The sequence below is a fragment of the Actinoplanes sp. SE50/110 genome (genome assembly GCF_900119315.1).
Classification (GTDB): domain Bacteria; phylum Actinomycetota; class Actinomycetes; order Mycobacteriales; family Micromonosporaceae; genus Actinoplanes.
On record NZ_LT827010.1, the window covers coordinates 8,237,298 to 8,258,287 of the forward strand.

Below are 20,990 nucleotides of genomic sequence, written 5' to 3' on the forward strand. Positions count from 1 at the left end.
CTCAGTTACCGCTCTCGGCCGGCGCGCTCGACTGGAACGACTTCTTGAACTCGGTGACACCCGACTTCAGCGACTCGAGGTTGTCGTCGGTCAGCAGATTCGTCGACTCGATCGCGGTGTAGACGTCGCTCTGGTGCGACTTGAACCACTGCAGGAACTCCTGCTCGAAACGACGGACGTCGGCGACCGGGATGTCGTCGAGCTGGCCGGTGGTGCCCGCCCAGATCGCGATGACCTGGTCGACCGTCGAGTACGGCGAGTACTGCGGCTGCTTGAGCAGCTCGACCAGCCGGACGCCCTTCTCCAGCTGCGCCCGCGACGCGCGGTCCAGGTCGGAGGCGAAGGCCGAGAAGGCCTCCAGCTCACGGAACTGGGCCAGGTCGAGACGGAGCCGGCCGGAGACTGTCCGCATCGCCTTGACCTGCGCCGAGCCACCGACGCGCGACACCGAGGTGCCGACGTTGATCGCCGGGCGGACACCCGAGGCGAACAGGTCGGTCTCGAGGAAGATCTGACCGTCGGTGATCGAGATGACGTTGGTCGGGATGAAGGCCGAGATGTCGTTGGCCTTCGTCTCGATGATCGGCAGACCGGTCATCGAGCCGCCACCCAGCTCGTCGGAGAGCTTGGCGCAGCGCTCCAGCAGACGGGAGTGCAGGTAGAAGACGTCGCCCGGGTAGGCCTCGCGGCCCGGCGGGCGGCGCAGCAGCAGCGACACGGCGCGGTACGCCTCGGCCTGCTTGGTCAGGTCGTCGAAGACGATCAGGACGTGCTTGCCGTTGTACATCCAGTGCTGTCCGATGGACGAGCCGGTGTACGGGGCGATGTACTTGAAGCCGGCCGGGTCGGAGGCCGGAGCCGACACGATCGTCGTGTACTCCAGCGCGCCCTGCGCCTCCAGGGTGCCCCGGATGCTGGCGACGGTGGAGGCCTTCTGACCGATCGCCACGTAGATGCAGCGCACCTGCTTGGCCGGGTCGCCCGACTCCCAGTTCGCCTTCTGGTTGATGATCGTGTCGAGCGCGACCGTGGTCTTGCCGGTCTTGCGGTCGCCGATGATCAGCTGGCGCTGGCCACGGCCGATCGGCGTCATGGCGTCGATCGCCTTGATGCCGGTCTGCAGCGGCTGCTTCACCGGCTGGCGCGCCATCACGTTCGGCGCCTGCAGCTCCAGCTCGCGGAAGCCTTCGTTCGCGATCTCGCCGAGACCGTCGATCGGCTGGCCCAGGGCGTCGACCACGCGGCCCAGGAAGGCGTCGCCCACCGGGACCGAGAGGACCCGGCCGGTGCGCTTGACCGGCTGACCCTCCTCGATGTTCGCGTAGTCGCCCAGGATCACGGCGCCGATCTCACGGACGTCGAGGTTCGACGCGACGCCCAGCGTGCCGTCGGCGAACTCGAGCAGCTCGTTCGCCATCGTCGAGGGCAGGCCCTCGACGTGCGCGATACCGTCGCCCGCATCGGAGACGATGCCGACCTCCTCGCGGGAGACCTCGGGCGAATAGGACGAGACGTAGCGCTCTAGCGCCCCCCGGATCTCGTCCGAGGAGATGGTCAGCTCGGCCATCCTCTGCCTTCTCTGTCTAGCTCGGGACGTCGCCGCCACCGAGGGGCTTCTCGATAGGAAATCGAGGGGAAAAAGACTATTTGGCGAACGCCTGCTTGGCGGCGTTCAGCCGCCGCAGGATCGTCCCGTCGTAGAGATCCGAGCCGACCCGGACGCTGACCCCGCCGATGATGGCGGGATTGACGTCCACCTTCAGCGAGACCTCACGACCGTAGATCGCGGCGAGCTTGGCGCCCAGCGCGGACTCCTCGGCGTCGGTGATCGGCTTCGCAACCGTCACATACGCCACCTCACGGTCCCGCCGGGCGGCGGTCAGCTCGACCAGCCGGGTCAGCGAGGCCTCGAAGCCACGGCCACCGAATCCCTCGAGCGCGACCCGGACGAGCCACACCGTGATGGGCTGCGCCTTGCCGTCGAGCAGATCCCGGACCAGCTTAGCCCGGGGCGCGACCGGCGCACCGATGTCACTGAGCGTGGCCACCAGCTGCGGGCTGCCGGCGACGATCTGACCGAACCGGAACAGCTCGTCCTCGACCTCCGCCAGCTTGCCGTCCTTCTGGGCGGCACCGAGCAGCGTGTCGACACCCAGCCGCTCGGTGGCGTCCAGCAGGTCGCCGGGTTTGGAGAACCGGCCGGCCACCAGGGCGGCCAGCGCGTCGACGGTCACCTTGGTGACCTTGCCGGACAGCAGCGAGTGGAGCAGATCACCGCGGTCCTCGCCGGGCCGGGACGGGTCGGTCAGCGCCCGGCGCAGCCGGGGCTGACCGCGCAGCAGGCCGGCCACCGACAGGATCTCGTCGGCGACTGTGGCCAGCTGCGCGCCCGTCGACGTGGCGGTGGCGGCGTGCAGCCGCTCCGCCGCGTCGGCGTAGGCCTGGTTGGTCACGCCGGACGCCATCAGCGCCCGCCCGCCGTGCCGGCGGCGTCGAGGTCCGCGATGAAGCGCTCGACGGTGCCACGGGTGCGGGCCTCGTCGGCCAGCGCCTCACCGACGATCTTGCCGGCCAGGTCCACGGCCAGCGTCCCGACCTCGGCACGGAGCTCCCGGACGATCGACTCGCGCTGGTTGGCCAGCTGCTCGTTGCCGGCCGCGATGATGCGGTCCGACTCCTCGCGAGCCTTGGCCAGCACGTCCTGCCGGATGCCCTCGGCGTCGGCCCGGGCCTCGTCGCGGATGCGGGCGGCCTCGGTCCGGGCCTCGGCGAGCTGCGCGCGGTACTGCTCGAGCAGCTCGTTCGCCTCCGCCTGGGCGGCCTCGGCACGCTTGATGCCGCCCTCGATCGCGTCCACGCGAGCGCGGAACGTCTTCTCCATCTGCGGGAAGACGAACTTCATCAGGACAAAGCAGAGCACGATGAACGCGACCGTCCCGACGACGATCTCCTGCCAGGCAGGAAGGATCGGGTTCGGCGTCTTCGCGGCCCCTTCAGCCAAATACGTGAGCATGGAGACCTCCCAACGAGGCAGAGGGAGTTACTTGCCGGCCCAGATGAAGCCGAACGCGATGCCCAGCAGAGCGAGCGCCTCGACGACCGCGAAGCCGATCCAGACGTACGGCAGGGTCAGGCGGGACGACTCCGGCTGGCGGGCGGTCGACTGGATGTAGGCCGAGAAGACGAGACCGACACCGATACCCGGGCCGATGGCAGCGAGACCGTAACCGATGGCGGCGGTGCTACCAACAACTTCGGAGAGCAGCATTCTCAGTTCCTCCTGGTATCTCGCGTGACTGTCACGCGGGACGACAAACGGGGTGTTGCGGGTGGGACAAAATCAGTGCCCGTCGGCGAGCGCGCCCTGGACGTAGCTCGCCGTCAGCACCGTGAAGACGTAGGCCTGGAGACAGATCACCAGGAACTCGAGGAAGGTCAGCGCGATGCTCAGCGCCCAGGACAGGATCGACACCGGGGCGAGGAAGCCGTTGGCGCTGATCATCGCGAACCCGCCGAGCGTGAACACCAGCAGCAGCATGTGCCCGGCGAACATGTTGGCGAACAGACGGACGGCCAGCGAGAACGGGCGGACCAGGAAGTTCGAGAAGAACTCGATCGGGATCAGCAGCGGCAGGATGAACCACGGGGCCGGCGGGATCAGCGCGTGCTTCAGGTACTTGAAGAAGCCGTGCTTCCGGGCGCCGACATAGATGAACATCACATAGCTGATGACCGCGAGGAACGCCGGGAACGCGATGTGCGAGTTCGGCGAGAGCTGCACGAACGGCAGGATGCCGAAGAAGTTGTTCACGATGATGAACATGAACAGCGTGGTGAGGTACGGCGCGAAGTTGACCCCGCGCGGACCGATCATGTCGATCGCGACGTTGTTCCGCACGAAGCCGTAGATGCTCTCGGCGAGCCACTGCTTCTTGGTCGGGACCAGCTGCGGCTTCCGGTACGCGGCCAGGAAGAAGACGATGATCGCCGCCACCGCGATCCAGACGAGCACCGTGATCTTGGTGAACCAGTAATTGCTCTCCGCGCCCCACGGCAGGATGCTGGGCAGGTAGAAGTCCTCGACGCTGGGCGGGAACTCTGCCGCGAGGACCGCCGACTGAACGATCACCATGGCCCTTCCTGTCAGGCGCCGAGCCGGCGCACGATGAGGTACACACCTAGGCCGATGCCGAGGACCGCGCCGATGCCGGCGAAGATGCCCTCAGTTCCGACGTAGTGGTCGACCAGCCACCCGATCCCACCCCAGACCAACATGCCCGCGATGAGGTAGGTGACTGCCGTCATGCCCGCACCGGAATCGGGCGGGGTGGGGCCTTCGTCACCGCGTTTGTCGTGGGGAGGTTCTTGGCCGGTCATGACGGCCCGAACGATATCAGCAGCTAATACGAAGCTAAGCGGGACCCCCCGCACAACCGCAGTTGTCCAGGCGTCAGGGGTCTCGCAACTGGAAGCACACGGTACTCCTGTCGCGCCAAAACGGAACAAGGCACGGCGGGACACATCACCGGATCGTGGCAGTTGATCAGCTAAACCTCCGCTGAGCTGGGGTGATATTCGTGCTGCAGATCACCTTCGGAGTGTCGCCCGGGTTACCTGCCAGGCCTGCACGCCGGTCCAGACCATGACCCCGGCCACGACACCGAGCCCCAGCGCCGTCTTGGCAGGCCAATCGGACGAGACGCCAAACGCCAGAATAATCCCGAACAAAGAATATTTGACGACATACGTCAACATTCCCAGCGGCATGACCAGGGCCGGGCGGACCGTGTCGGCCCAGGCGACGATCAGCGTGGTCAGCGTGTGGCTGACCGTCACGATCAGCACGCCACCGGCCGCGGCCAGGGCGTAGGCCGGACCGCCGGACAGGAAGCCGGCCGAGGCGGCACACAGGAGCAGCGCGACCGAGACCGCGGTCAGGAAGCCGAGATGCTCGACCTTCCAGCGCGGGTCGGCGGGCAGGGGCGGCAGATCGGGCAGCGGAAGGTCGTCGTCCACGTCCTTCTCCACCGCCGCGGGGATTACGCCGCTCACGCCAGAACCTCCTGCTTCAGGTAGAACGGGAAGCGCCGCACCAGGTCGGTCACCTCCTCGCCGACGGCGGCCAGCCGGGTCGTCCCGGTGGCCGTCTCCGGATCGCAGCGCACCGCCATCCCGACGAGCTCCGCGATCCGGCGCATCTGCGCCTCCCCCATGCCCTGCGAGGTGACACTCGGCGAGCCGACCCGGATCCCGGAGGCCACGGCGGGCTTCTCCGGGTCGTACGGTATGGCGTTCTTGTTGACGGCGATCCCGGCGGCGGCGCAGCGCGCCTCCGCGTCCCGGCCGCTGACGCCCAGCTCGCGCAGGTCGAGCACGGCGAGATGGGTGTCGGTGCCACCGGTCACCGGGCGCATCCCCTCGGCGGTCAGCCAGGAGGCCAGCGCCTGCGCGTTACGCACGGTCTGCGAAGCGTACCTCCGGAAGGCCGCGGTGCCCGCCTCGCGCAGGGCCACCGCCTTGCCCGCCACCGCGTGCATCATCGGCCCGTTCTGGGCGAACGGGAAGACCGCCTTGTCCACCCGCCGGGCCAGGTCGGCCCGGCAGAGGATCATGCCGCCGCGGGGACCGCGCAACGCCTTGTGGGTGGTGCAGGTGACCACGTCGGCGTAGGGCACCGGGGACGGCACGGCGTGGCCGGCCACCAGGCCGATGAGGTGCGCCGCGTCGACCATCAGGTAGGCGCCGACCTCGTCGGCGATCTCCCGGAACCGGCCGAAGTCGATCAGCCGGGGGTACGACACCGCGCCGCAGATGATCAGCTTGGGCCGGTGCGCCAGGGCCAGGTCGCGCACCTCGTCGTAGTCGATCAGCTCGGTGGCCGGGTCGACCCGGTACGCGATCGGGTGGAACCACTTGCCGGAGAAGTTCGCCCGGCTCCCGTGGGTCAGGTGCCCGCCGTGCGGCAGTCCCAGCGCCAGCACCGGGTCGCCCGGCTCGGCCAGCGCGGCGTACGCGGCCAGGTTCGCCGAGGCCCCGGAGTGCGGCTGCACGTTCGCGTGGTCGGCGCCGAACAGCTCGACGGCCCGGCCGACCGCCAGCTCCTCGGCCCGGTCGGCGTGCTCGCAGCCGCCGTAGTACCGGTTGCCCGGATAGCCCTCGGCGTACTTGTTGGCCAGCGTCGAGCCGAGCGCGGCCAGCACCGCCGGGGAGGCGAAGCTCTCGCTGGCGATCAGCGTCAGCGTCTCGCGCTGGCGGGTCAGCTCGTCGAGCAGCACGTCGGCGATCTCCGGGTCGTCCCGCTCCAGCGCGGCGAAATCCGGACCCCAGAACGTTTCCACCAGGCCTCCCGAGCTCGGCGAACGCGGCCTGGATCGAGCATATGGCTGAAGCACCCCCGTTCGGGGCACAGTCTGGAGTTATGCGCTGTCTTGTCACGGGAGCTACCGGGTACATCGGGGGCCGGCTGGCTCCACGGCTGGTCGAGGCCGGCCATCGGGTGCGCTGCCTGTCCCGCAGCGCCGGCCGCCTCCGCGACGTCCCGTGGGCCGGCCAGGTGGAGATCGTCGAGGGCGACCTCGCCGATCCGGCCACCCTGGCGCCGGCCTTCGACGGGATCGAGGTCGCCTACTTCCTGGTGCACTCGCTGGGCCAGGGTGACTTCGAGCGCCGCGACCGGGAGGCGGCGGCCAACTTCGCCGCGGCGGCCCGGGCCGCGGGCGTACGCCGGATCATCTACCTCGGCGGCCCGGAGCCGCCGCCCGGCGACGTGCCCTCACCGCACCTGCGCTCGCGCGCCGAGGTGGCCCGGATCCTGCTGGCCGGCGGCGTGCCGACCGCGGTGCTGCGGGCCGCGGTGATCATCGGGTCCGGCTCGGCCTCCTTCGAGATGCTGCGTTACCTCACCGAGCGGCTGCCGGTGATGGTCGCCCCGCGCTGGGTCGACAACCGGATCCAGCCGATCGCGGTCCGCGACGTGCTGCGGTATCTGATCGACGCGGCCGACCTGCCGCCGGACGTGCACCGCGGCTTCGACATCGGCGGCGCCGACGTGCTGACCTACGCCGAGATGATGCGGCGGTACGCGGTCGTGGCCGGCCTGCCCCGCCGGGTCCTGCTGCCCACCCGGGTGCTCAGCCCGTGGCTGTCGGCGCACTGGGTCGGCCTGGTCACCCCGGTGCCGAACGCGATCGCCCGCCCGCTGGTGGCCAGCCTGGTGCACGAGGCGGTGGCCCGGGAGAACGACCTGGCCACGCTGCTGCCCGGCCCGCCGCCGCTCGGCTTCGACGAGTCGGTCCGGCTGGCCCTGGGCCGGATCCGGGACGCGGACGTGGAGACCCGCTGGACCGGCGCCTCCGGGCGGGACTTCGCCGCCGAGCCGCTGCCCAGCGACCCGGAATGGTCCGGCGGCAGCATCTACACCGACGAGCGGGCCCGCGAGGTGCACGCCCCGGCCGACCGGCTGTGGCGGGTGATCGAGGGCGTCGGCGGGGAGAACGGCTGGTACTCGTTCCCGCTGGCCTGGTCGGTGCGCGGCTGGCTGGACCGGATGGCCGGCGGCGTCGGCCTGCGCCGCGGCCGGCGCGACCAGGAACACCTGCGGGTCGGCGAGGCGCTGGACTGGTGGCGGGTCGAGGAGATCGTGCCCGGCCGGCTACTGCGGCTGCGCGCCGAGATGCGGGTGCCCGGACGGGCCTGGCTGGAGATGCGCGCCGAGCCGGACGGCGACGGCGGCTCGGTCTACCGGCAGCGGGCGGTGTTCCTGCCGCACGGGCTGGCCGGGCATCTCTACTGGGCGTCGGTCTGGCCGTTCCATGGCATCGTGTTCAACGGCATGGCCCGCAACATCGCCCGGGGAGCGGAGAATTGAGGATCTTCAGCGGTTCGCCGTTCGAGGAGGAGTTCGCCTACGCCCGGGCGGTGGCCGACGGCGACCGGGTGTTCGTCTCCGGCACCACCGGCTTCGACTACGCGTCGATGACCATCTCGGACGACCCCGGTGAGCAGGCCGCGCAGTGCCTGCGGAACATCGCGGCGGCGCTGGCCGAGGCCGGGAGCTCGCTCGCCGACGTGGTCCGGGTCCGCTACCTGCTCACCGACGCGGCCGACTTCCCGGCCTGCGGCCCGGCCCTGCGCGAGGCCTTCGGCGACGTCCGCCCGGCCGCGACGATGCTGGTCTGCGGCCTGCTGGACGAGCGGATGAAGATCGAGATCGAGGTGGACGCGATCCGCCGCGCCTAGCCGACCGGGGCAGTGCCGGACGTCGATGCCGTGGCACACTTTCGCATGATCTTCGCAAGGCAACGGGGGATGGCGGCGTTCATCGTCGCGCTGATGGTGCTGGCGTTCGGACCGCCCGGTGGACGGGCCGAAGCCGCGACAGCCCGGTCGGTCAGGGTGCTGAGCTTCAATGTGTGCGGGTCGTATCAGGCCGATTGCCGGCCACTGGAGGCGGCGGACACCTGGGCCGACCGGGTCGCCCAGCAGGTCCGGGCCTGGGACTCGGACGTCGCCGTGTTCCAGGAGATGTGCGCGGGGCAGCGGGAGTTGCTCGCCCACCGGCTCCCGGCGAATTACCGGATCGCCTGGTGGACGAACCGGTCCGGGGACAACGGTTGCGACAAGTGGCTGGTGCCCGGGGTGACCGCCGACGACGACTTCGGTGATGCCGTGCTGGTGCGCACGGATTCGCCGGCCACCACCTACTCCCACGAGCTGACCGAGCTGTGGGACCAGGGCCGGACGGCGACGGCGGCCTCCGAGGAGAAGCGCGAAGTGCTCTGCATGGGCACCGTCGTCCAGGGCCGGGACAGTCTGGCCTGCACGGTGCACCTCGACACGGTGAGCGTCGACCAGGGCATGCCGGAGGCCGCGGCGCAGATGACCAGCTGGGCGGCCGGCCGGCCGATCATCCTCGCCGGCGACTTCAACGCCGACCCGTTCGACCCGAACCTGGGGGCGTTCTACTCCGGTGGCGGCGGCACCGGCGCCTTCCGCGAGGTCGACGAGCAGGACCGCGCCTACTTCACCGACGGGTGCCGGCAACTGGCGTTCTGCCGGTCCGGCGAAACCACCACCTTCGCCGGCACCGACGAGGCGGGCAGGCCCAAGCCGGCCCGCAAGTTCGACTACATGTTCGGCTCGGCCGCGCAGGTGCGCTGGGTGCGGGGCGACACCGTCGATCCCGGGTTCAGCCGCCGCGATCACAAGATCCTGCGCGGCGAGGCGGTCTGGGCCGACGACCGGCAGCCGCCGGCCGTACCGGTCGTCCAGCCCGCCGCCGACCAGCTGGTTCCGGATTCCCGGAGCGGCTGGTCCGGGGCCACCGACATGGTGACCGGGAAGTTCACCGCCGATGCGATCGACGACCTGGTGGTCCGCTGGTACGACGGCGCCGTCGACCTGTATCCCGGCCTGCCCGGCGGCCGGCTGGGGCGGCCCGTGGTGGTGCGCAGCACCCAGGGCAGCGGCTGGTCGGACGCGGCCGGGATCGCCGCCGGCGACTTCGACGGCGACCACCTCGCCGATCTCGCGGTCCGCTGGAGCCGGAACAGTCTGTTCGTCTATTACGGCAAGGACGGATTGCGGGTCAGCACGCCGGTGCTGCCGGTGTGGAGCCTGAACGGCGTCACGGAGATCACCGCCGGGGATGTCGACGGCGACCCGGCGAAGAACCGGGACGACCTGATCATCCGCCGGGACGACGGCTCGCTCGCCGCGATCACCATCACCGGGGCCACGGCCGCGCCGGCGCGGCAGCTGATGCCGGCCGGCAGCCTGACGGACGCGCGGCACATCGCCTTCGGCGACGCGTACGGCCCGCGGCCCGGCGCCGCTGATCACTACGACGACCTCTTCGTCCGCTGGAACAGCGGCAGCCTGTACGCCTATCCCGGCGGCAGCAGCGGTTTCCAGCCCTTCGCGCAGGTCCAGGCGGCCGCGGCCGACGGCCGGAACGTGGTCGCCGCCACGGCGCTCGGCGATTTCGACGGCGACGGCGTGGACGACCTGGTCACCCGTGGCCGGCGGCAGAGGGCGGCGCCCGCCGACGACGGCCGGTTGCACCGCTACCGGATCGGCGCCGACGGGACGCGGGAACAACCCGCGCTGGCGGACGCCGAGTTCGGCTTCGCCGGGGCGACCCACCTGACGGCGGGCCTGTTCACCGACCCGGAGGCGCCCGCCGTGGTGGCCCGCTGGGACACCGGCACGGTCACCCCGGCGATGGCTCCGGACGGCGGCTACCTGCGGTGGGACGACGTCCGCGACATGGCACCGCTGAACCTCGGCGACCGGCTCGACGACGTGGTGATCCGGCAGGGGACCGACGCGGTCTCGGTGGTGCCCGTTCCGTTCCGGGCCGGGCAGTCGCCGGCGCACCCCGGACAGCCGGTGGCGGCGCCGTCCGGCGGCTGGTGCGACGGCCGCGGCATCGCCGAGCTGACCGCCGGTGACGTGCTCGGCGACGGCCGGGACGACCTGGTGCTGCGCTGTGCCGACGGTCGGGTACTCGGCTGTCCGGTGCTCGGCAGTCCGGCGTCCGGCGACCTGACGGCCGGCGTGCCGGTGGTGATCCGGCCGGCCGGCGACACCGGCACGGTCGGCATGTACGCCGACACGATCGACGGGCATCGGGCCGTGGTGCTGCGCACCGCGGACGGCGCCGCCACCGCCCGGGTGGCCGACGACGCCGGCGGGTTCACCACCCGGGACGGGGTCTTCCCGGTGGGCGCCTGGACCGGCGCCGCCGACATGATCCGCGATCCGCGGGGAGACCTGCTGGTCCGCTGGGACAGCGGCGGCGTGCGGCGGTACCCGGCGACCGTCCCGGACTCCGGGGCTCCGGCCGCCCTGACGGTCGGGTCCTTCGACGAGTCGGGAATCGACCATTTCCGGTACGCCGTCGACGCGCCCGCCGACAGCGACGCCGCGGGATGGGTCGACGTCCGGTTCGGCCGCGGGGTGATCCCGCTCGACGGCCTGTCGCCGGGGCCGCACACCGTCCACGTCATCGCGGTGGACCGGGCCGGCAACCGGTCCGGCGAGCTCGTGCGACCGGTGGGATGAGCAATCCGGGCCCGCGCCGGCTCCGCCGGTGCGGGCCCGCGAGGCTAGGCGGCGGCGCGGGACAGGCGGTCGCGGACGGCCAGCCAGTCCTCGGTGCGCGGCGGCTCCTGGACCAGGATCGTGCCGGCGCCCGCGTCGTCGAGGCGGTGCAGGGCGGCGTACAGGTCCGCCGCATACTCACGGGGGTCGGCGGAGAGGATCTCGATCAGGTCGTACGACGGGGTGGGGCAACCCTCGTACGACAGGATCGCCACGGGCCCGGCGAGCCCGGACCGGTCCGCCTCCCGCAGCGCCGGCAGCATGATGGTCCTGGCGCGCGGCGCGTAGTGCCGGCGGCTCATCCCGGGTGACGGCCGGGCCGTGCCGTCCGCGGTCTCCGTGTCGCGCAGCGCGATCGTGCCGGTGACCTCGCGCAGCGCGCGCAGGCTCAGCGCGCCCGGGCGCAGCAGCGTCGGCACCCCGGTGGTCAGGTCCAGCACGGTCGACTCGATGCCCCACGAGCACGGGCCGCCGTCGAGCACCAGCGGCACGTCGGGCAGGCTGCGCAGCACGTGGCCGGCGGTGGTCGGCGAGATCGACTCGGAGCGGTTGGCGCTGGGGGCGGCGAGCGGCAGTCCGCTGGCCTCGAGCAGGCGCAGCGCCACCTCGTGCGCCGGGATGCGCACGGCGATCGTGTCGTTGTCCGCGCCGACCCCGGCCAGGTGCGCGGCGCGGCGCACCACCAGGGTGAGCGGGCCGGGCCAGAACCGTGCGGCCAGCGCGTCCGCGGCGGCCGGCCACTCGGCGGCCAGGGCACGGGCCGCTTCGACCGTGGCCACGTGCACGATCAGCGGGTTCCAGGCGGGCCGGTTCTTGAGCCGGTAGACCTCGCCGATCGCCTGTTTCGAGAACGCGTTCGCACCGAGGCCGTAGACGGTCTCGGTGGGGAAGGCGACCACCGAGTCGGCGCGCAGAATCGCGACCGCCCGGTCGATGCCCGCGGCGTCCGGCGGGGCAAGCCGGCTCACGGGAGCAGCAACGTGGCGAACGGGACGGTGGTGTCCTCGATCTCGTCGGCCACCCGCTGGAAGGTCTGGTCGCCGCGGCCCCACGGGTCGTCCAGGTCGTCGGTGAGCAGCGGCGCCTCGGCGCCGCGCAGCCGGGCCACCGCCTCGACGATGGCCGCCCCGCGCTGGTGGACCGACTCCGCCTCGGGTTTGGCCGGGGGCAGCGCGGCGGCGTCGACCGCGCCGAGCAGCCGGCCGAACTCGCCGAGCACGAATGTCCGGTCGGCGGCGTCCGGGCGCAGCGCCACCACGTAGTCGAACTGGTCGGCGGTCGCGGTGAGGATCAGGTCGGCCTCGTCGATGAAGTCGCCGCGCAGCTTGCGCGCCTGGAAGCCGTCGTCGGAGCCACGCCGGGCGCGAACCTGCCGGGCGGCCGGCGGATTCATCTCCTCGCCCTCGTGCCACCCGCCGGTGCCGGCGCTGACGCTGCGCAGCAACGGGCCGCCGGACGTCTCGGCCCGGTCCCGGACCGCCCGGTCGAGCAGCCGCTCGGCCATCGGGGACCGGCAGATGTTGCCCATGCAGATGTGCAGGACGGTGAACGGCGCCACCTCAGGCCTGCCCCTCGACGATCTCCGGAACGACGTCGCGCAGTTTTTCCACCGGGATCGAGCCGACCCGCAGGACCCGGGGCACGTCACCGGTCACGTCGACCACCGTGCTCGGCCACGGGTCGGTCGCCGGGCCCGCCTCCAGGTAGACGCGCGCTGCATACTCCAGCTGGTCGCGGGCCTCCTCGGCGGTCAGCGGGGAGGGCGAGCCGACCTTGTTCGCGGTGGTGACCGCCATCGGGCCGACCTCGCGCAGCACCTCCAGGGCGACCGGGTGCAGCGGCATCCGGACGGCGACCACGCCGCCGGTCTCCCCCAGGTCCCACTGCAGGCTCGGCGAATGCTCCACCAGGATGGTCAACGCGCCCGGCCAGAACGCGTCGGCCAGGTCCCGGGCGGCCCGGGGCAGCGAGTAGACCAGCCCGTCCAGGGTGTGCCGGGAGCCGACCAGCACCGGCGGCGGCACCCGGCGGTCCGAGCCGCGGGCGTGGTGCAGCTGGGTGATCGCGTGCGAGGTGAACGCGTCGGCGCCGATCCCGTACACCGTGTCGGTGGGCAGCACCACGAGCTCACCGCTCCTGGCCGCCTCGACGGCCGCCGCGATGCCACGATCACGATCGGCGATGGCGGTGCAGTCGTAGAGCATCACGACGTGCAGTCTGCCATGCCGTCACCGGCGGCGGGCGGTGGCGTATCGGGGCCGGCCGGTGAGATCGTCGTGCGCGGTCACCTCGGTGAACCGGCCGTCCGCGCGCAGCAGGCCGGGCACCGCCGCACCGTGCACGTCGTCGTGTTCGACGCCGATCCAGCCGCCCGGCCGGAGCAGCGCCGCGGCGTTCGCGATGACCGGCCGGATCACCGACAGCCCGTCGGCCCCGCCGAAGACCGCCTCGGCCGGGTCGTGATCGGACACCTCGGGGGGCACCGGGGTGCCGTCGGGGACGTACGGCGGATTGCAGAGCAGCACATCGACCTGACCGTGCAAGTCGGACAGCAGACCCGGATCGGTCACGTCGGCCTCGACCACCTCCAGGTTGCCGACGCCCGCGCTGTTGCGCCGCAACCAGGGCAGGGCGTCCGCCGACCGCTCCACGGCGAGCACCCGGCCGGCGCCCGACTCGGTGGCCACCGACACCGCGATCGCTCCGCTGCCGCTGCACAGGTCGACCACCAGCGCGCCCGGCGCGGTCCGCTCGATGCCCCAGCCGGCCAGCAGCTCGGTCTCCGGGCGGGGCACGAAGACCCCGGGCCCGACCGCGAGCTCCAGGTGCCGGAACGCGGCCGTGCCGAGCAGGTGCTGCAACGGGATCCGCTCGGCCCGCGCGGCGACCAACTCGCGCAGCCGGGCCGCCTCGTCCGCGCGGATCGCGTCGATCAGTATCAGCCGCCCGCGGGGCACATTCAGCACGTGGGCGGCGAGCAACTCGGCGTCGACCCGCGGAGAGGACACACCGGACGCGGAGAGTTCGGCGGCCGCCGATGCGAGTTCGGGTGCCAGACGGGTCCGGCGGGGGTGTTCGTCAGGCGGTGTCACGGCATAATCATGAGACGTCGCGCACGCCGGGGACCGGCCGGGTCGCCCAGCGCCGCGCCGAGCCCGGGGAGGCGCCTGGTGGGTTGGTTGGACCAGCTCGCGGAGCATGCCGATGATCTGCGCCGGGCCGGGGGCCTGCAGCAGAACGGCCGCTCGGCCCAGGCCCTGCCGATCCTGGACGCGGTGCTGTCCACCGCCACCGATCCGACCACCCGCGCCTACGCGCTGATCCAGCGCTTCGGTGCGCTGATCAACCTGGGCCGGGTCGCCGAGCTCGCGGTCGCGATGGCGGCGGCCGCCGAGGCGGTGCGCGAGGTCCCCGACCCCTATCTGCGTGGCCAGATGCACGCCTTCGCCGCCCTCGGCGCCCACCTGCAGAGCAATCTGGACCGCGGGGTGACCCACCTGGTGCAGGCCGCCCGCTCGCTGGCTGCGGTGCCGGAGGCCGACGAGGAGACCGCCTGGGGCTGGCACGACCTCGCCATGGCGTATTCGTATCTCGGCTTCCACGGCCAGGCGCTGACCGCGATCGAGCAGGCCCGCGAGGTCGGGGCGAGCGCCGGGCTGACCCCCGAGGTGTTCGCCGCCCCCGGCATCCGGCTGCGCAACGCGGTCTCCCTCGACCACCAGGGCGACACCGACGGCTGCCTGCGGGTGCTGCGCGACATCGACGCCGAGCTGTCCCGGTACGTCGCGACCGACCAGCTGCGCCCGGGCAGCCGCGCGGTCTACGGCTACGCGCTGGCCCGCCGCGCGGCCCTGGGCGAGCCCACCGAGGACGGCGCGGCCCGCTGGCTGACCGGCGGCGGCGACAGCGTCCGCACCCGCGACCTGCAGCACCTCGGCGCGGTCTGCCTGACCATCGCGGCCGGCAAGCCGGAGCGGGCGCTCACCATGCTCGAGACGGTGCCGGTCTCGGCCGAGGTGCTGGGCGCCCCCGAGCCGGCCCGGTTGCGCAGCATCTGCCACGCCAGCGCGGGCGACCACGCCGCCGCGCACGCCGCCGACCGGTACGCGTTCCGGCTCGCCGCCCAGCGCATCGACCAGCTCCGCGACGGCTATCTGGACGGGGTCGCGGCCCGGCTGGACGCCCAGGAGACCCAGCGCGACCCGCACCGCTACGGCGACGAGACGCTCACCGATCCGCTCACCGGCCTGCCCAACCGCCGCCAGCTGGAGCACTATGTGGACGCCCTGCTGGCCCGGGGCGAGCGCGCCGCGATCGGGGTCTGCGACATCGTCGGGTTCACCACGGTCAACATGCGGCACGGCCGACACTGCGGCGACCTGGTGCTGCAGCGGATCGCCGGGGTGCTGGCCCGGGTGATGCGCCGCGGCGACTTCGTGGCCCGGTTCGCCGGCGACGAGTTCGTCCTGGTGCTGCCGGGCGCCGGCCCGCACCAGGCGGCCGAGGTGTCCCGCCGGATCAGCGCCGCCGCGGCCGCGGAGAACTGGCAGGTGCTGGTCCCCGGCACCCCGATCGGGCTGGCCGCCGGCTGGTCCGAGGTGGGCACCAACGGGCGGGGCCTCGGCGCCGCCCTGGCGGCCGCCGCGGCGAGCCGGAAACCGACCTAGATGACCGTCACCGGACCGGGCGAGCCGGCGCCGGCCGACGTCCGGCCGCCGCCCCCGGTGGCGGGTCCGGCCGGCGGCGGTCGCCCTGGCCGAGCTGGTCAGCCGGCCCGCGGCGATCGTCGACACCCGGCGCTGCGCCGGCTCCGGTGACCGGGTGCCGCGCCAGGAGGCAGACCGGGCGCCGGGCCACGAGGCAGACCGGGCGCCGGGCCACGAGGCAGACCGGGCGCCGGGCCACGAGGCAGACCGGGCGCCGGGCCACGAGGCAGACCGGGCGCCGGGCCACGAGGCAGACCGGGCGCCGGTCGCCCGGATATGACCCCGGTCATAGGATCGACGGCACGATGACCGTGATCGAGCTGGGCCAGGTGGGTCCGCCGGACGCCGAGCCGGAGCCGGGACCGGAGTTCCGGTTCCGCCGGCATACCGTGAGCCGGGCGGTCGCGGCCGGGCTGGCCGTGCTCTGCGCGGTCGGCCTGGGCGGTGCCGCCCGCCCCGCGCCACCCACCCTGGCCGAGAGCTGGTCCGCCACGGTCCCGGTGGACTCCTACCCGTACGCCGTCCAGGACATCGTCCTGATCAACAGCGGCGACCCGGGCAGACCGGAGGTCAGGGCGCTCGACGCGGCCACCGGCGCGACCCGCTGGGCGGCCACCCACGGCGAGTTCCCGAACGGGTTGTCGTGGAGCCCGGAGAACGGCCGGCTCTACTCCGCGCTGCACACCCGGACCGTGCAGCTCACCGACGGGGTGGCCTATTTCGGCACCGGCACGATGGCGGTGGACGGCCACACCGGCCGGACCATCTGGCAGCGCGACGGCGACCAGGTGGGCGCCACCGCCGGTGAGGTGCTGCTCGGCGACCGCGACGACACCGGTCTGATCACCAGGCTGCACCTGGTCCGGGCCACCGACGCGACGGAGCTCTGGCAGCGCCCGATCACCCCGGTGGAGAACGCCGTGGTCGACAACGGGCGGATCGTCTTCGACACCACCGGCGGCGAGATCACCACGCTGCGCCTCAGCGACGGGGTGCCGCTGGCCACCCGGCGGATCGACCCGCCGCAGGCCGGCACCCCCGGCTCGTCCTGGCAACCCCAGGTGCTCAACGGCCTGTTCTACGACATCCGGCGGACCCCGGCCGACACCGCGGTGACCGCCTACCGGGTGGACACACTGACCGAGACGTGGCGGGCCACCGCCTCCGGAGCGGTGTACGTGCAGGACTGCGGCCCGGTGGTGTGCGTCAGCGACACGCATCTGACCATCGCACTCGACCCGGCGACCGGCGCGCGGCGCTGGCAGCTGGCCGAGTCCTCCATCGAGCGGATCGACGACGGCCATCTGCTGGTCGGCAGCCGGGACGAGCAGTCCGCCTGGACCGTGGTGGACTCCCGGACCGGGGCCACGGTGGCGACGGCGCCGCCCGGCGGCGCGGTGCTGACCGTGACCGGGAAGAGGTATCTGGTGGTGCTGCGGGACGTCACCGCGCCGGTGAACCACGTCGCGGTCGCCCGCTGGGATCCGGCGACCGGCCGGCAAGCGCTGCTCGGCTCACTTCCCGGCCGGACCGACACCTGCTCGATGACCGGCCCCCGCCTGCTCTGCTACGGCGGCGGCCGGCTCGGCGTGACGGACCTGGTCGCCGCCGCCGGGCTCACTACCGCCGGCTGAGCTCCGTGTCACCGGCGAGCCGGGCCTGACGGTCCGCCTCGGCCAGCGCGTCCAGCACCGCGTCCAGCTCACCGCCGAGCACCAGGTCCAGGTTGTACGCGGTGTAGCCGATCCGGTGGTCGGTGATCCGGTTCTGCGGGAAGTTGTACGTCCGCACCCGCTCGGAGCGGTCCACCGTCCGCACCTGCGCCTTGCGCGCGTCGCCGGCCGCGGCGTCCGCCGCCTCCTGCGCCTGGGCGAGCAGCCGGGACCGCAGGATGCGCATCGCCGACTCCTTGTTCTGCAGCTGGCTCTTCTCGTTCTGGCAGCTCACCACGGTGCCGGTGGGGAGGTGCGTGATCCGGACGGCGGAGTCGGTGGTGTTGACCGACTGCCCACCCGGCCCGGACGAGCGATAGACGTCGATCCGTAGGTCACCCGGCTCGATCTGGACGTCCACATCCTCGGCCTCGGGCAGCACCAGCACGCCGGCCGCCGAGGTGTGGATCCGGCCCTGCGACTCGGTGACCGGGACGCGCTGCACCCGGTGCACGCCGCCCTCCCACTTCATCCGGGACCAGACCCCGTGACCGCCCTCCGGCACCCCCTTGGTCTTCACCGCGACCGAGATGTCCTTCACGCCGCCCAGGTCCGACTCCTGCGAGTCGATCACCTCGACCACCCAGCCGCGGCGTTCCGCGTACCGGGTGTACATGCGCAGCAGGTCGCCGGCGAACAGCGCGGACTCCTGCCCGCCCTCGCCCGCCTTGATCTCGATGATCACGTCCTTGGCGTCGCTCGGGTCGCGCGGGATCAGCATCTCGCCGAGCTTCTCCTCCAGCGCCGGGAGGACGGCGGCGACCGCCTCCACCTCACCGGCGAAGGCCGGATCCTCGGCGGCCAGCTCCCTGGCGGCGGCCAGATCGGCGCGGGCCGCCTCCAGCTCGGCGTGCGCCGCGTAGAGCGGCGCCAGCTCGGCGAACCGGCGGCCCACCCGGCGGACCAGCGCCTGGTCGGCGTGGATCGACGGGTCCTCCATCCGCTTCTCCAGGTCCGCGTACTCGGCGAGAAGCGTGCTCAAACGGTCGTTGCTCATCTTCTTCAATCTCCGGGCCTGGAAAAACGGACGCACATGCGAACGGCGCCCGCCCCGGTTCTCCGGGACGGGCGCCGTTGAAGCAGTTACTTCTTCTTCGCGGCGTTGACCTTGGCGTACTTCGCCTGGAACTTCGCGACCCGGCCCGCGGTGTCGAGGACGCGCTGCTTGCCGGTGTAGAACGGGTGGCAGGCGCTGCAGGTCTCGACGCGGATCTCGCCGCCCTTGGCGGTGCTACGGGTGCTGAAGGTGCTGCCGCAGGAGCAGATGACCTCGGTGGTCGTGTACTCCGGGTGGATACCGCTCTTCATGTCTTCTCGGTCCCTCTCGATGATGCGGGCCGCCGGGTCGCTCTGTGATGAGTGAGAGCGGGAACCGGAACCCTTACTGGCCGATGTACCAGTCTGCCATGCCTCCCGTACCGGCCGGAAATCAGGAGGTGCAACTGGTTTCGCAAGCCATAACGTGAGCGGCCTTCCCGTCATTCCCGCTCACGAAAGACCCTGCCATGACGCTGCTGCACGACGTCTTCGATCCGGTCACGCTGACCGAAGCGGTCCAGAACGGGCTGGTCCGGACGCAGCGTCACCCCCACCTGCCGCTGACCATCTACAACTACACCGAGGCCTGCCAGTACTCCGGCGCGTGGACACCGGTGACGCTGGCCTGCCGCGGCCTGATCGTGGACGCGTCGGGACGGATCGTGGCCCGGCCGCTGACCAAGTTCTTCAACCACACCGAGGCGCAGGCACCGGCCCTGGACGCCGCCGCGCCGGTGGCGGTCACCGACAAGGTCGACGGCAGCCTGGGCATCATCTACCACGACGGCTCCGGCTACGCCGTCGCCACGAGGGGGTCGTTCGCTTCCGACCAGGCGATCCATGCCACCACACTGTTGCGCACCCGGTACGGGTCGTTCACGCCGCCGGACGGCCTCACCGTGCTCGTGGAGATCATCTTTCCGGCCAACCGGATCGTGGTGGACTACCAGGGGCTCGACGACCTGGTGCTACTCGGCGCCGTGGAGATCGCCACCGGCCGCTCGCACGGCCCGGCCGCGGTGCCGGACTGGCCGGGCCCGGTGGTCGAGACGTTCGGCTACGCGACGCTGGCCGAGGCGCTCGCCGCCGCGCCGCGCGCCGGCCGGGAAGGGCTGGTCGTCCACTTCACCGAGGCCGATCAGCGCGTAAAGATCAAATACGCGGATTACGTACGCCTGCATCGCCTGGTGACCGGCCTCACCCCGCGCAGCGTCTGGGAGATCCTCGCCACCGGTGGTGACCTCGACGCCCTGCTGGAGCCGCTGCCGGACGAGTTCCACGTATGGGCCCGTGGCGTCGCCGCGGAGCTGACCGCCGAGGTCGAGGCGCGCGCCGCCGCGGTCGAGGCGGCCTACGCCGGCATCGTCGCCGCCCTGCCCGACGGGTGGGGGCGCAAGGAGTTCGCGCTGGCCGCGGTGCGCAGCCCGCACCGGGGTGAGCTGTTCCAGCGCCTGGACGGTCATGATTACCGTCCGGGTCTGTGGCAGCGGGTGCGACCGTCCGCCGACCGGGCGGCCGCTGGAGGAACCGAGGAATGACACGACTGTTGATCACGCGGGGCCTGCCCGCGTCCGGGAAGACCACGTTCGCCCGGAAGCTGCAGCCGGGGGTGGTCCGGGTCAACCGGGACGACCTCCGGCGGATGCTGCACGGCGAGCGGCTCTTCACCCAGTGGTCGGAGTCGCAGGTGACGCACGCGCAGCGGGCCGCGGTCGAGGCTCTGCTGCGCGCCCGGGCCTCGGTGATCGTGGACGACACCAATCTGCGGGCCAGGGTGGTCCGGGAGTGGGCCGAGCTCGCCGTCCGCTACGGCGCGTCGTTCGAGGTGCACGACTTCACCGACGTGCCGCTGGCCGAGTGTGTCCGGCGCGACGCCGGGCGGCCCGAGCAGGACCGGGTCGGCGCGGACGTCATCCGCCGGATGCACGAGCGTTATCTGGCCGGGCGCAACGTGCCGCTGCCGGTGCCGTTCGTCGACCCGGGCGGCCCCGGGGTGGTCTACGCGCCGGATCCGGAGCTGCCGCCGGTGGTGCTGGTCGACATCGACGGCACGGTCGCGCTGATGACCGGCCGCAGTCCGTTCGAGTGGCACCGGGTCGGCGAGGACGAGCCGAACCCGGCGGTGATCACGGCGGTCCGGGCGATGCACGCGGCCGGGCACGCCATCGTCTTCTGCTCCGGCCGCGACGAGGTGTGCCGGGCGGAGACGGAGGCCTGGCTGGAGCTGTTCGTCGACGTCCCGTACGAAGGCCTGTTCCTGCGCCCGGAGGGCGACAGCCGGAAGGATGCGGTGGTCAAGCGGGAGATCTTCGACACCGAGATCCGGGACCGGTGGCGGGTCGTCGGGGTGTTCGACGACCGGCAGCAGGTGGTACGCATGTGGCGTGCGCTCGGCCTGACCGTGTTCCAGGTGGCGGAGGGGGACTTCTGA

At 72.3% G+C, this 20,990-nt stretch carries 21 protein-coding genes; 7 read left to right on the forward strand and 14 right to left on the reverse strand.

Annotated features, from left to right (window positions below):
* Position 1 precedes the first annotated feature (1 nt).
* From atpA to glyA, 8 genes are all read right to left on the reverse strand, one after another.
* The gene (gene atpA, locus ACSP50_RS36695) at positions 2 to 1,567 is read right to left on the reverse strand and encodes a F0F1 ATP synthase subunit alpha (RefSeq protein ID WP_014694388.1); all 1,566 of its coding nucleotides are present in this window, start codon (positions 1,565 to 1,567) and stop codon (positions 2 to 4) included.
* A gap of 76 nt (positions 1,568 to 1,643) precedes the next feature.
* Positions 1,644 to 2,465, reverse strand: coding sequence for a F0F1 ATP synthase subunit delta (locus ACSP50_RS36700; RefSeq protein WP_014694389.1), 822 nt, complete (start codon positions 2,463 to 2,465; stop codon positions 1,644 to 1,646).
* Positions 2,465 to 3,013, reverse strand: a complete 549-nt coding sequence (locus tag ACSP50_RS36705; RefSeq protein WP_014694390.1) for a F0F1 ATP synthase subunit B — start codon at positions 3,011 to 3,013, stop codon at positions 2,465 to 2,467. The genes ACSP50_RS36700 and ACSP50_RS36705 overlap by 1 nt, the downstream gene beginning before the upstream one ends.
* Positions 3,014 to 3,040: 27 nt before the next feature.
* Positions 3,041 to 3,268 carry an ATP synthase F0 subunit C gene (locus ACSP50_RS36710; RefSeq protein WP_014694391.1) on the reverse strand — a complete coding sequence of 76 codons (228 nt, stop codon included), beginning with the start codon at positions 3,266 to 3,268 and terminating at the stop codon, positions 3,041 to 3,043.
* A gap of 72 nt (positions 3,269 to 3,340) precedes the next feature.
* A complete protein-coding gene (atpB, locus tag ACSP50_RS36715) occupies positions 3,341 to 4,147 on the reverse strand; it encodes a F0F1 ATP synthase subunit A (RefSeq protein ID WP_043512894.1) in 807 nt (268 codons plus the stop codon).
* Positions 4,144 to 4,377 carry an AtpZ/AtpI family protein gene (locus ACSP50_RS42825; protein ID WP_014694393.1) on the reverse strand — a complete coding sequence of 78 codons (234 nt, stop codon included), beginning with the start codon at positions 4,375 to 4,377 and terminating at the stop codon, positions 4,144 to 4,146. The genes atpB and ACSP50_RS42825 overlap by 4 nt, the downstream gene beginning before the upstream one ends.
* Positions 4,378 to 4,587: 210 nt before the next feature.
* Positions 4,588 to 5,052, reverse strand: coding sequence for a hypothetical protein (locus ACSP50_RS36720; RefSeq protein ID WP_014694394.1), 465 nt, complete (start codon positions 5,050 to 5,052; stop codon positions 4,588 to 4,590).
* Positions 5,049 to 6,338 carry a serine hydroxymethyltransferase gene (gene glyA / locus ACSP50_RS36725; RefSeq protein ID WP_014694395.1) on the reverse strand — a complete coding sequence of 430 codons (1,290 nt, stop codon included), beginning with the start codon at positions 6,336 to 6,338 and terminating at the stop codon, positions 5,049 to 5,051. The genes ACSP50_RS36720 and glyA overlap by 4 nt, the downstream gene beginning before the upstream one ends.
* A gap of 80 nt (positions 6,339 to 6,418) precedes the next feature.
* On the opposite strand from glyA, the gene ACSP50_RS36730 reads away from it, so the two are divergent.
* The 3 genes from ACSP50_RS36730 to ACSP50_RS36740 are packed head-to-tail and all read left to right on the forward strand — an operon-like array spanning position 6,419 to position 11,064.
* Positions 6,419 to 7,867, forward strand: a complete 1,449-nt coding sequence (locus tag ACSP50_RS36730; protein WP_014694396.1) for an SDR family oxidoreductase — start codon at positions 6,419 to 6,421, stop codon at positions 7,865 to 7,867.
* Positions 7,864 to 8,238 carry a RidA family protein gene (locus ACSP50_RS36735; RefSeq protein ID WP_014694397.1) on the forward strand — a complete coding sequence of 125 codons (375 nt, stop codon included), beginning with the start codon at positions 7,864 to 7,866 and terminating at the stop codon, positions 8,236 to 8,238. The genes ACSP50_RS36730 and ACSP50_RS36735 overlap by 4 nt, the downstream gene beginning before the upstream one ends.
* A gap of 45 nt (positions 8,239 to 8,283) precedes the next feature.
* Positions 8,284 to 11,064, forward strand: a complete 2,781-nt coding sequence (locus ACSP50_RS36740; RefSeq protein WP_155123719.1) for an endonuclease/exonuclease/phosphatase family protein — start codon at positions 8,284 to 8,286, stop codon at positions 11,062 to 11,064.
* Positions 11,065 to 11,108: 44 nt separating this feature from the next.
* Here ACSP50_RS36740 and ACSP50_RS36745 read toward each other — a convergent pair whose 3' ends face one another.
* The 4 genes from ACSP50_RS36745 to prmC are packed head-to-tail and all read right to left on the reverse strand — an operon-like array spanning position 11,109 to position 14,195.
* Positions 11,109 to 12,071 (reverse strand): L-threonylcarbamoyladenylate synthase, encoded by a 963-nt coding sequence (locus ACSP50_RS36745; protein WP_014694399.1) that lies wholly within the window; start codon positions 12,069 to 12,071, stop codon positions 11,109 to 11,111.
* Positions 12,068 to 12,661: a low molecular weight phosphotyrosine protein phosphatase gene (locus tag ACSP50_RS36750; RefSeq protein WP_014694400.1), complete on the reverse strand. Its 594-nt coding sequence runs from the start codon at positions 12,659 to 12,661 to the stop codon at positions 12,068 to 12,070. Before ACSP50_RS36750 ends, ACSP50_RS36745 begins: the two co-directional genes overlap by 4 nt.
* A gap of 1 nt (position 12,662) precedes the next feature.
* Positions 12,663 to 13,307, reverse strand: a complete 645-nt coding sequence (locus ACSP50_RS36755) for an L-threonylcarbamoyladenylate synthase (RefSeq protein ID WP_014694401.1) — start codon at positions 13,305 to 13,307, stop codon at positions 12,663 to 12,665.
* A gap of 24 nt (positions 13,308 to 13,331) precedes the next feature.
* Positions 13,332 to 14,195: a peptide chain release factor N(5)-glutamine methyltransferase gene (gene prmC, locus ACSP50_RS36760; protein ID WP_231956787.1), complete on the reverse strand. Its 864-nt coding sequence runs from the start codon at positions 14,193 to 14,195 to the stop codon at positions 13,332 to 13,334.
* 78 nt (positions 14,196 to 14,273) lie between these two features.
* On the opposite strand from prmC, the gene ACSP50_RS36765 reads away from it, so the two are divergent.
* Complete coding sequence (locus ACSP50_RS36765; protein ID WP_014694403.1) at positions 14,274 to 15,770, forward strand: diguanylate cyclase; 1,497 nt, start codon at positions 14,274 to 14,276, stop codon at positions 15,768 to 15,770.
* 344 nt (positions 15,771 to 16,114) lie between these two features.
* Positions 16,115 to 17,443, forward strand: coding sequence for a PQQ-binding-like beta-propeller repeat protein (locus ACSP50_RS36775; protein ID WP_014694404.1), 1,329 nt, complete (start codon positions 16,115 to 16,117; stop codon positions 17,441 to 17,443).
* Here the strand turns inward: ACSP50_RS36775 and prfA are convergent.
* Both prfA and rpmE read right to left on the reverse strand, forming a co-directional pair.
* Positions 17,430 to 18,518: a peptide chain release factor 1 gene (gene prfA, locus ACSP50_RS36780; RefSeq protein WP_014694405.1), complete on the reverse strand. Its 1,089-nt coding sequence runs from the start codon at positions 18,516 to 18,518 to the stop codon at positions 17,430 to 17,432. The genes ACSP50_RS36775 and prfA overlap by 14 nt on opposite strands.
* A gap of 86 nt (positions 18,519 to 18,604) precedes the next feature.
* A complete protein-coding gene (gene rpmE / locus ACSP50_RS36785) occupies positions 18,605 to 18,829 on the reverse strand; it encodes a 50S ribosomal protein L31 (protein WP_014694406.1) in 225 nt (74 codons plus the stop codon).
* A 197-nt stretch (positions 18,830 to 19,026) separates the two neighbouring features.
* Here rpmE and ACSP50_RS36790 point away from each other — a divergent pair, with 197 nt between their 5' ends.
* Positions 19,027 to 20,097 (forward strand): RNA ligase, encoded by a 1,071-nt coding sequence (locus ACSP50_RS36790; protein ID WP_014694407.1) that lies wholly within the window; start codon positions 19,027 to 19,029, stop codon positions 20,095 to 20,097.
* Positions 20,094 to 20,990: an AAA family ATPase gene (locus tag ACSP50_RS36795; protein WP_014694408.1), complete on the forward strand. Its 897-nt coding sequence runs from the start codon at positions 20,094 to 20,096 to the stop codon at positions 20,988 to 20,990. Before ACSP50_RS36790 ends, ACSP50_RS36795 begins: the two co-directional genes overlap by 4 nt.

Coding starts and splice junctions, on each gene's coding strand:
- atpA (WP_014694388.1), bottom strand. CDS start 1,567: ATGGCCGAGCTGACCATCTCCTCGGACGAGATCCGGGGGGCGCTAGAG.
- ACSP50_RS36700 (WP_014694389.1), bottom strand. CDS start 2,465: ATGGCGTCCGGCGTGACCAACCAGGCCTACGCCGACGCGGCGGAGCGG.
- ACSP50_RS36705 (WP_014694390.1), bottom strand. CDS start 3,013: ATGCTCACGTATTTGGCTGAAGGGGCCGCGAAGACGCCGAACCCGATC.
- ACSP50_RS36710 (WP_014694391.1), bottom strand. CDS start 3,268: ATGCTGCTCTCCGAAGTTGTTGGTAGCACCGCCGCCATCGGTTACGGT.
- ACSP50_RS42825 (WP_014694393.1), bottom strand. CDS start 4,377: ATGACCGGCCAAGAACCTCCCCACGACAAACGCGGTGACGAAGGCCCC.
- ACSP50_RS36730 (WP_014694396.1), top strand. CDS start 6,419: ATGCGCTGTCTTGTCACGGGAGCTACCGGGTACATCGGGGGCCGGCTG.
- ACSP50_RS36740 (WP_155123719.1), top strand. CDS start 8,284: ATGATCTTCGCAAGGCAACGGGGGATGGCGGCGTTCATCGTCGCGCTG.
- ACSP50_RS36755 (WP_014694401.1), bottom strand. CDS start 13,307: ATGCTCTACGACTGCACCGCCATCGCCGATCGTGATCGTGGCATCGCG.
- ACSP50_RS36775 (WP_014694404.1), top strand. CDS start 16,115: ATGACCGTGATCGAGCTGGGCCAGGTGGGTCCGCCGGACGCCGAGCCG.
- prfA (WP_014694405.1), bottom strand. CDS start 18,518: ATGAGCAACGACCGTTTGAGCACGCTTCTCGCCGAGTACGCGGACCTG.
- rpmE (WP_014694406.1), bottom strand. CDS start 18,829: ATGAAGAGCGGTATCCACCCGGAGTACACGACCACCGAGGTCATCTGC.
- ACSP50_RS36790 (WP_014694407.1), top strand. CDS start 19,027: ATGACGCTGCTGCACGACGTCTTCGATCCGGTCACGCTGACCGAAGCG.
- ACSP50_RS36795 (WP_014694408.1), top strand. CDS start 20,094: ATGACACGACTGTTGATCACGCGGGGCCTGCCCGCGTCCGGGAAGACC.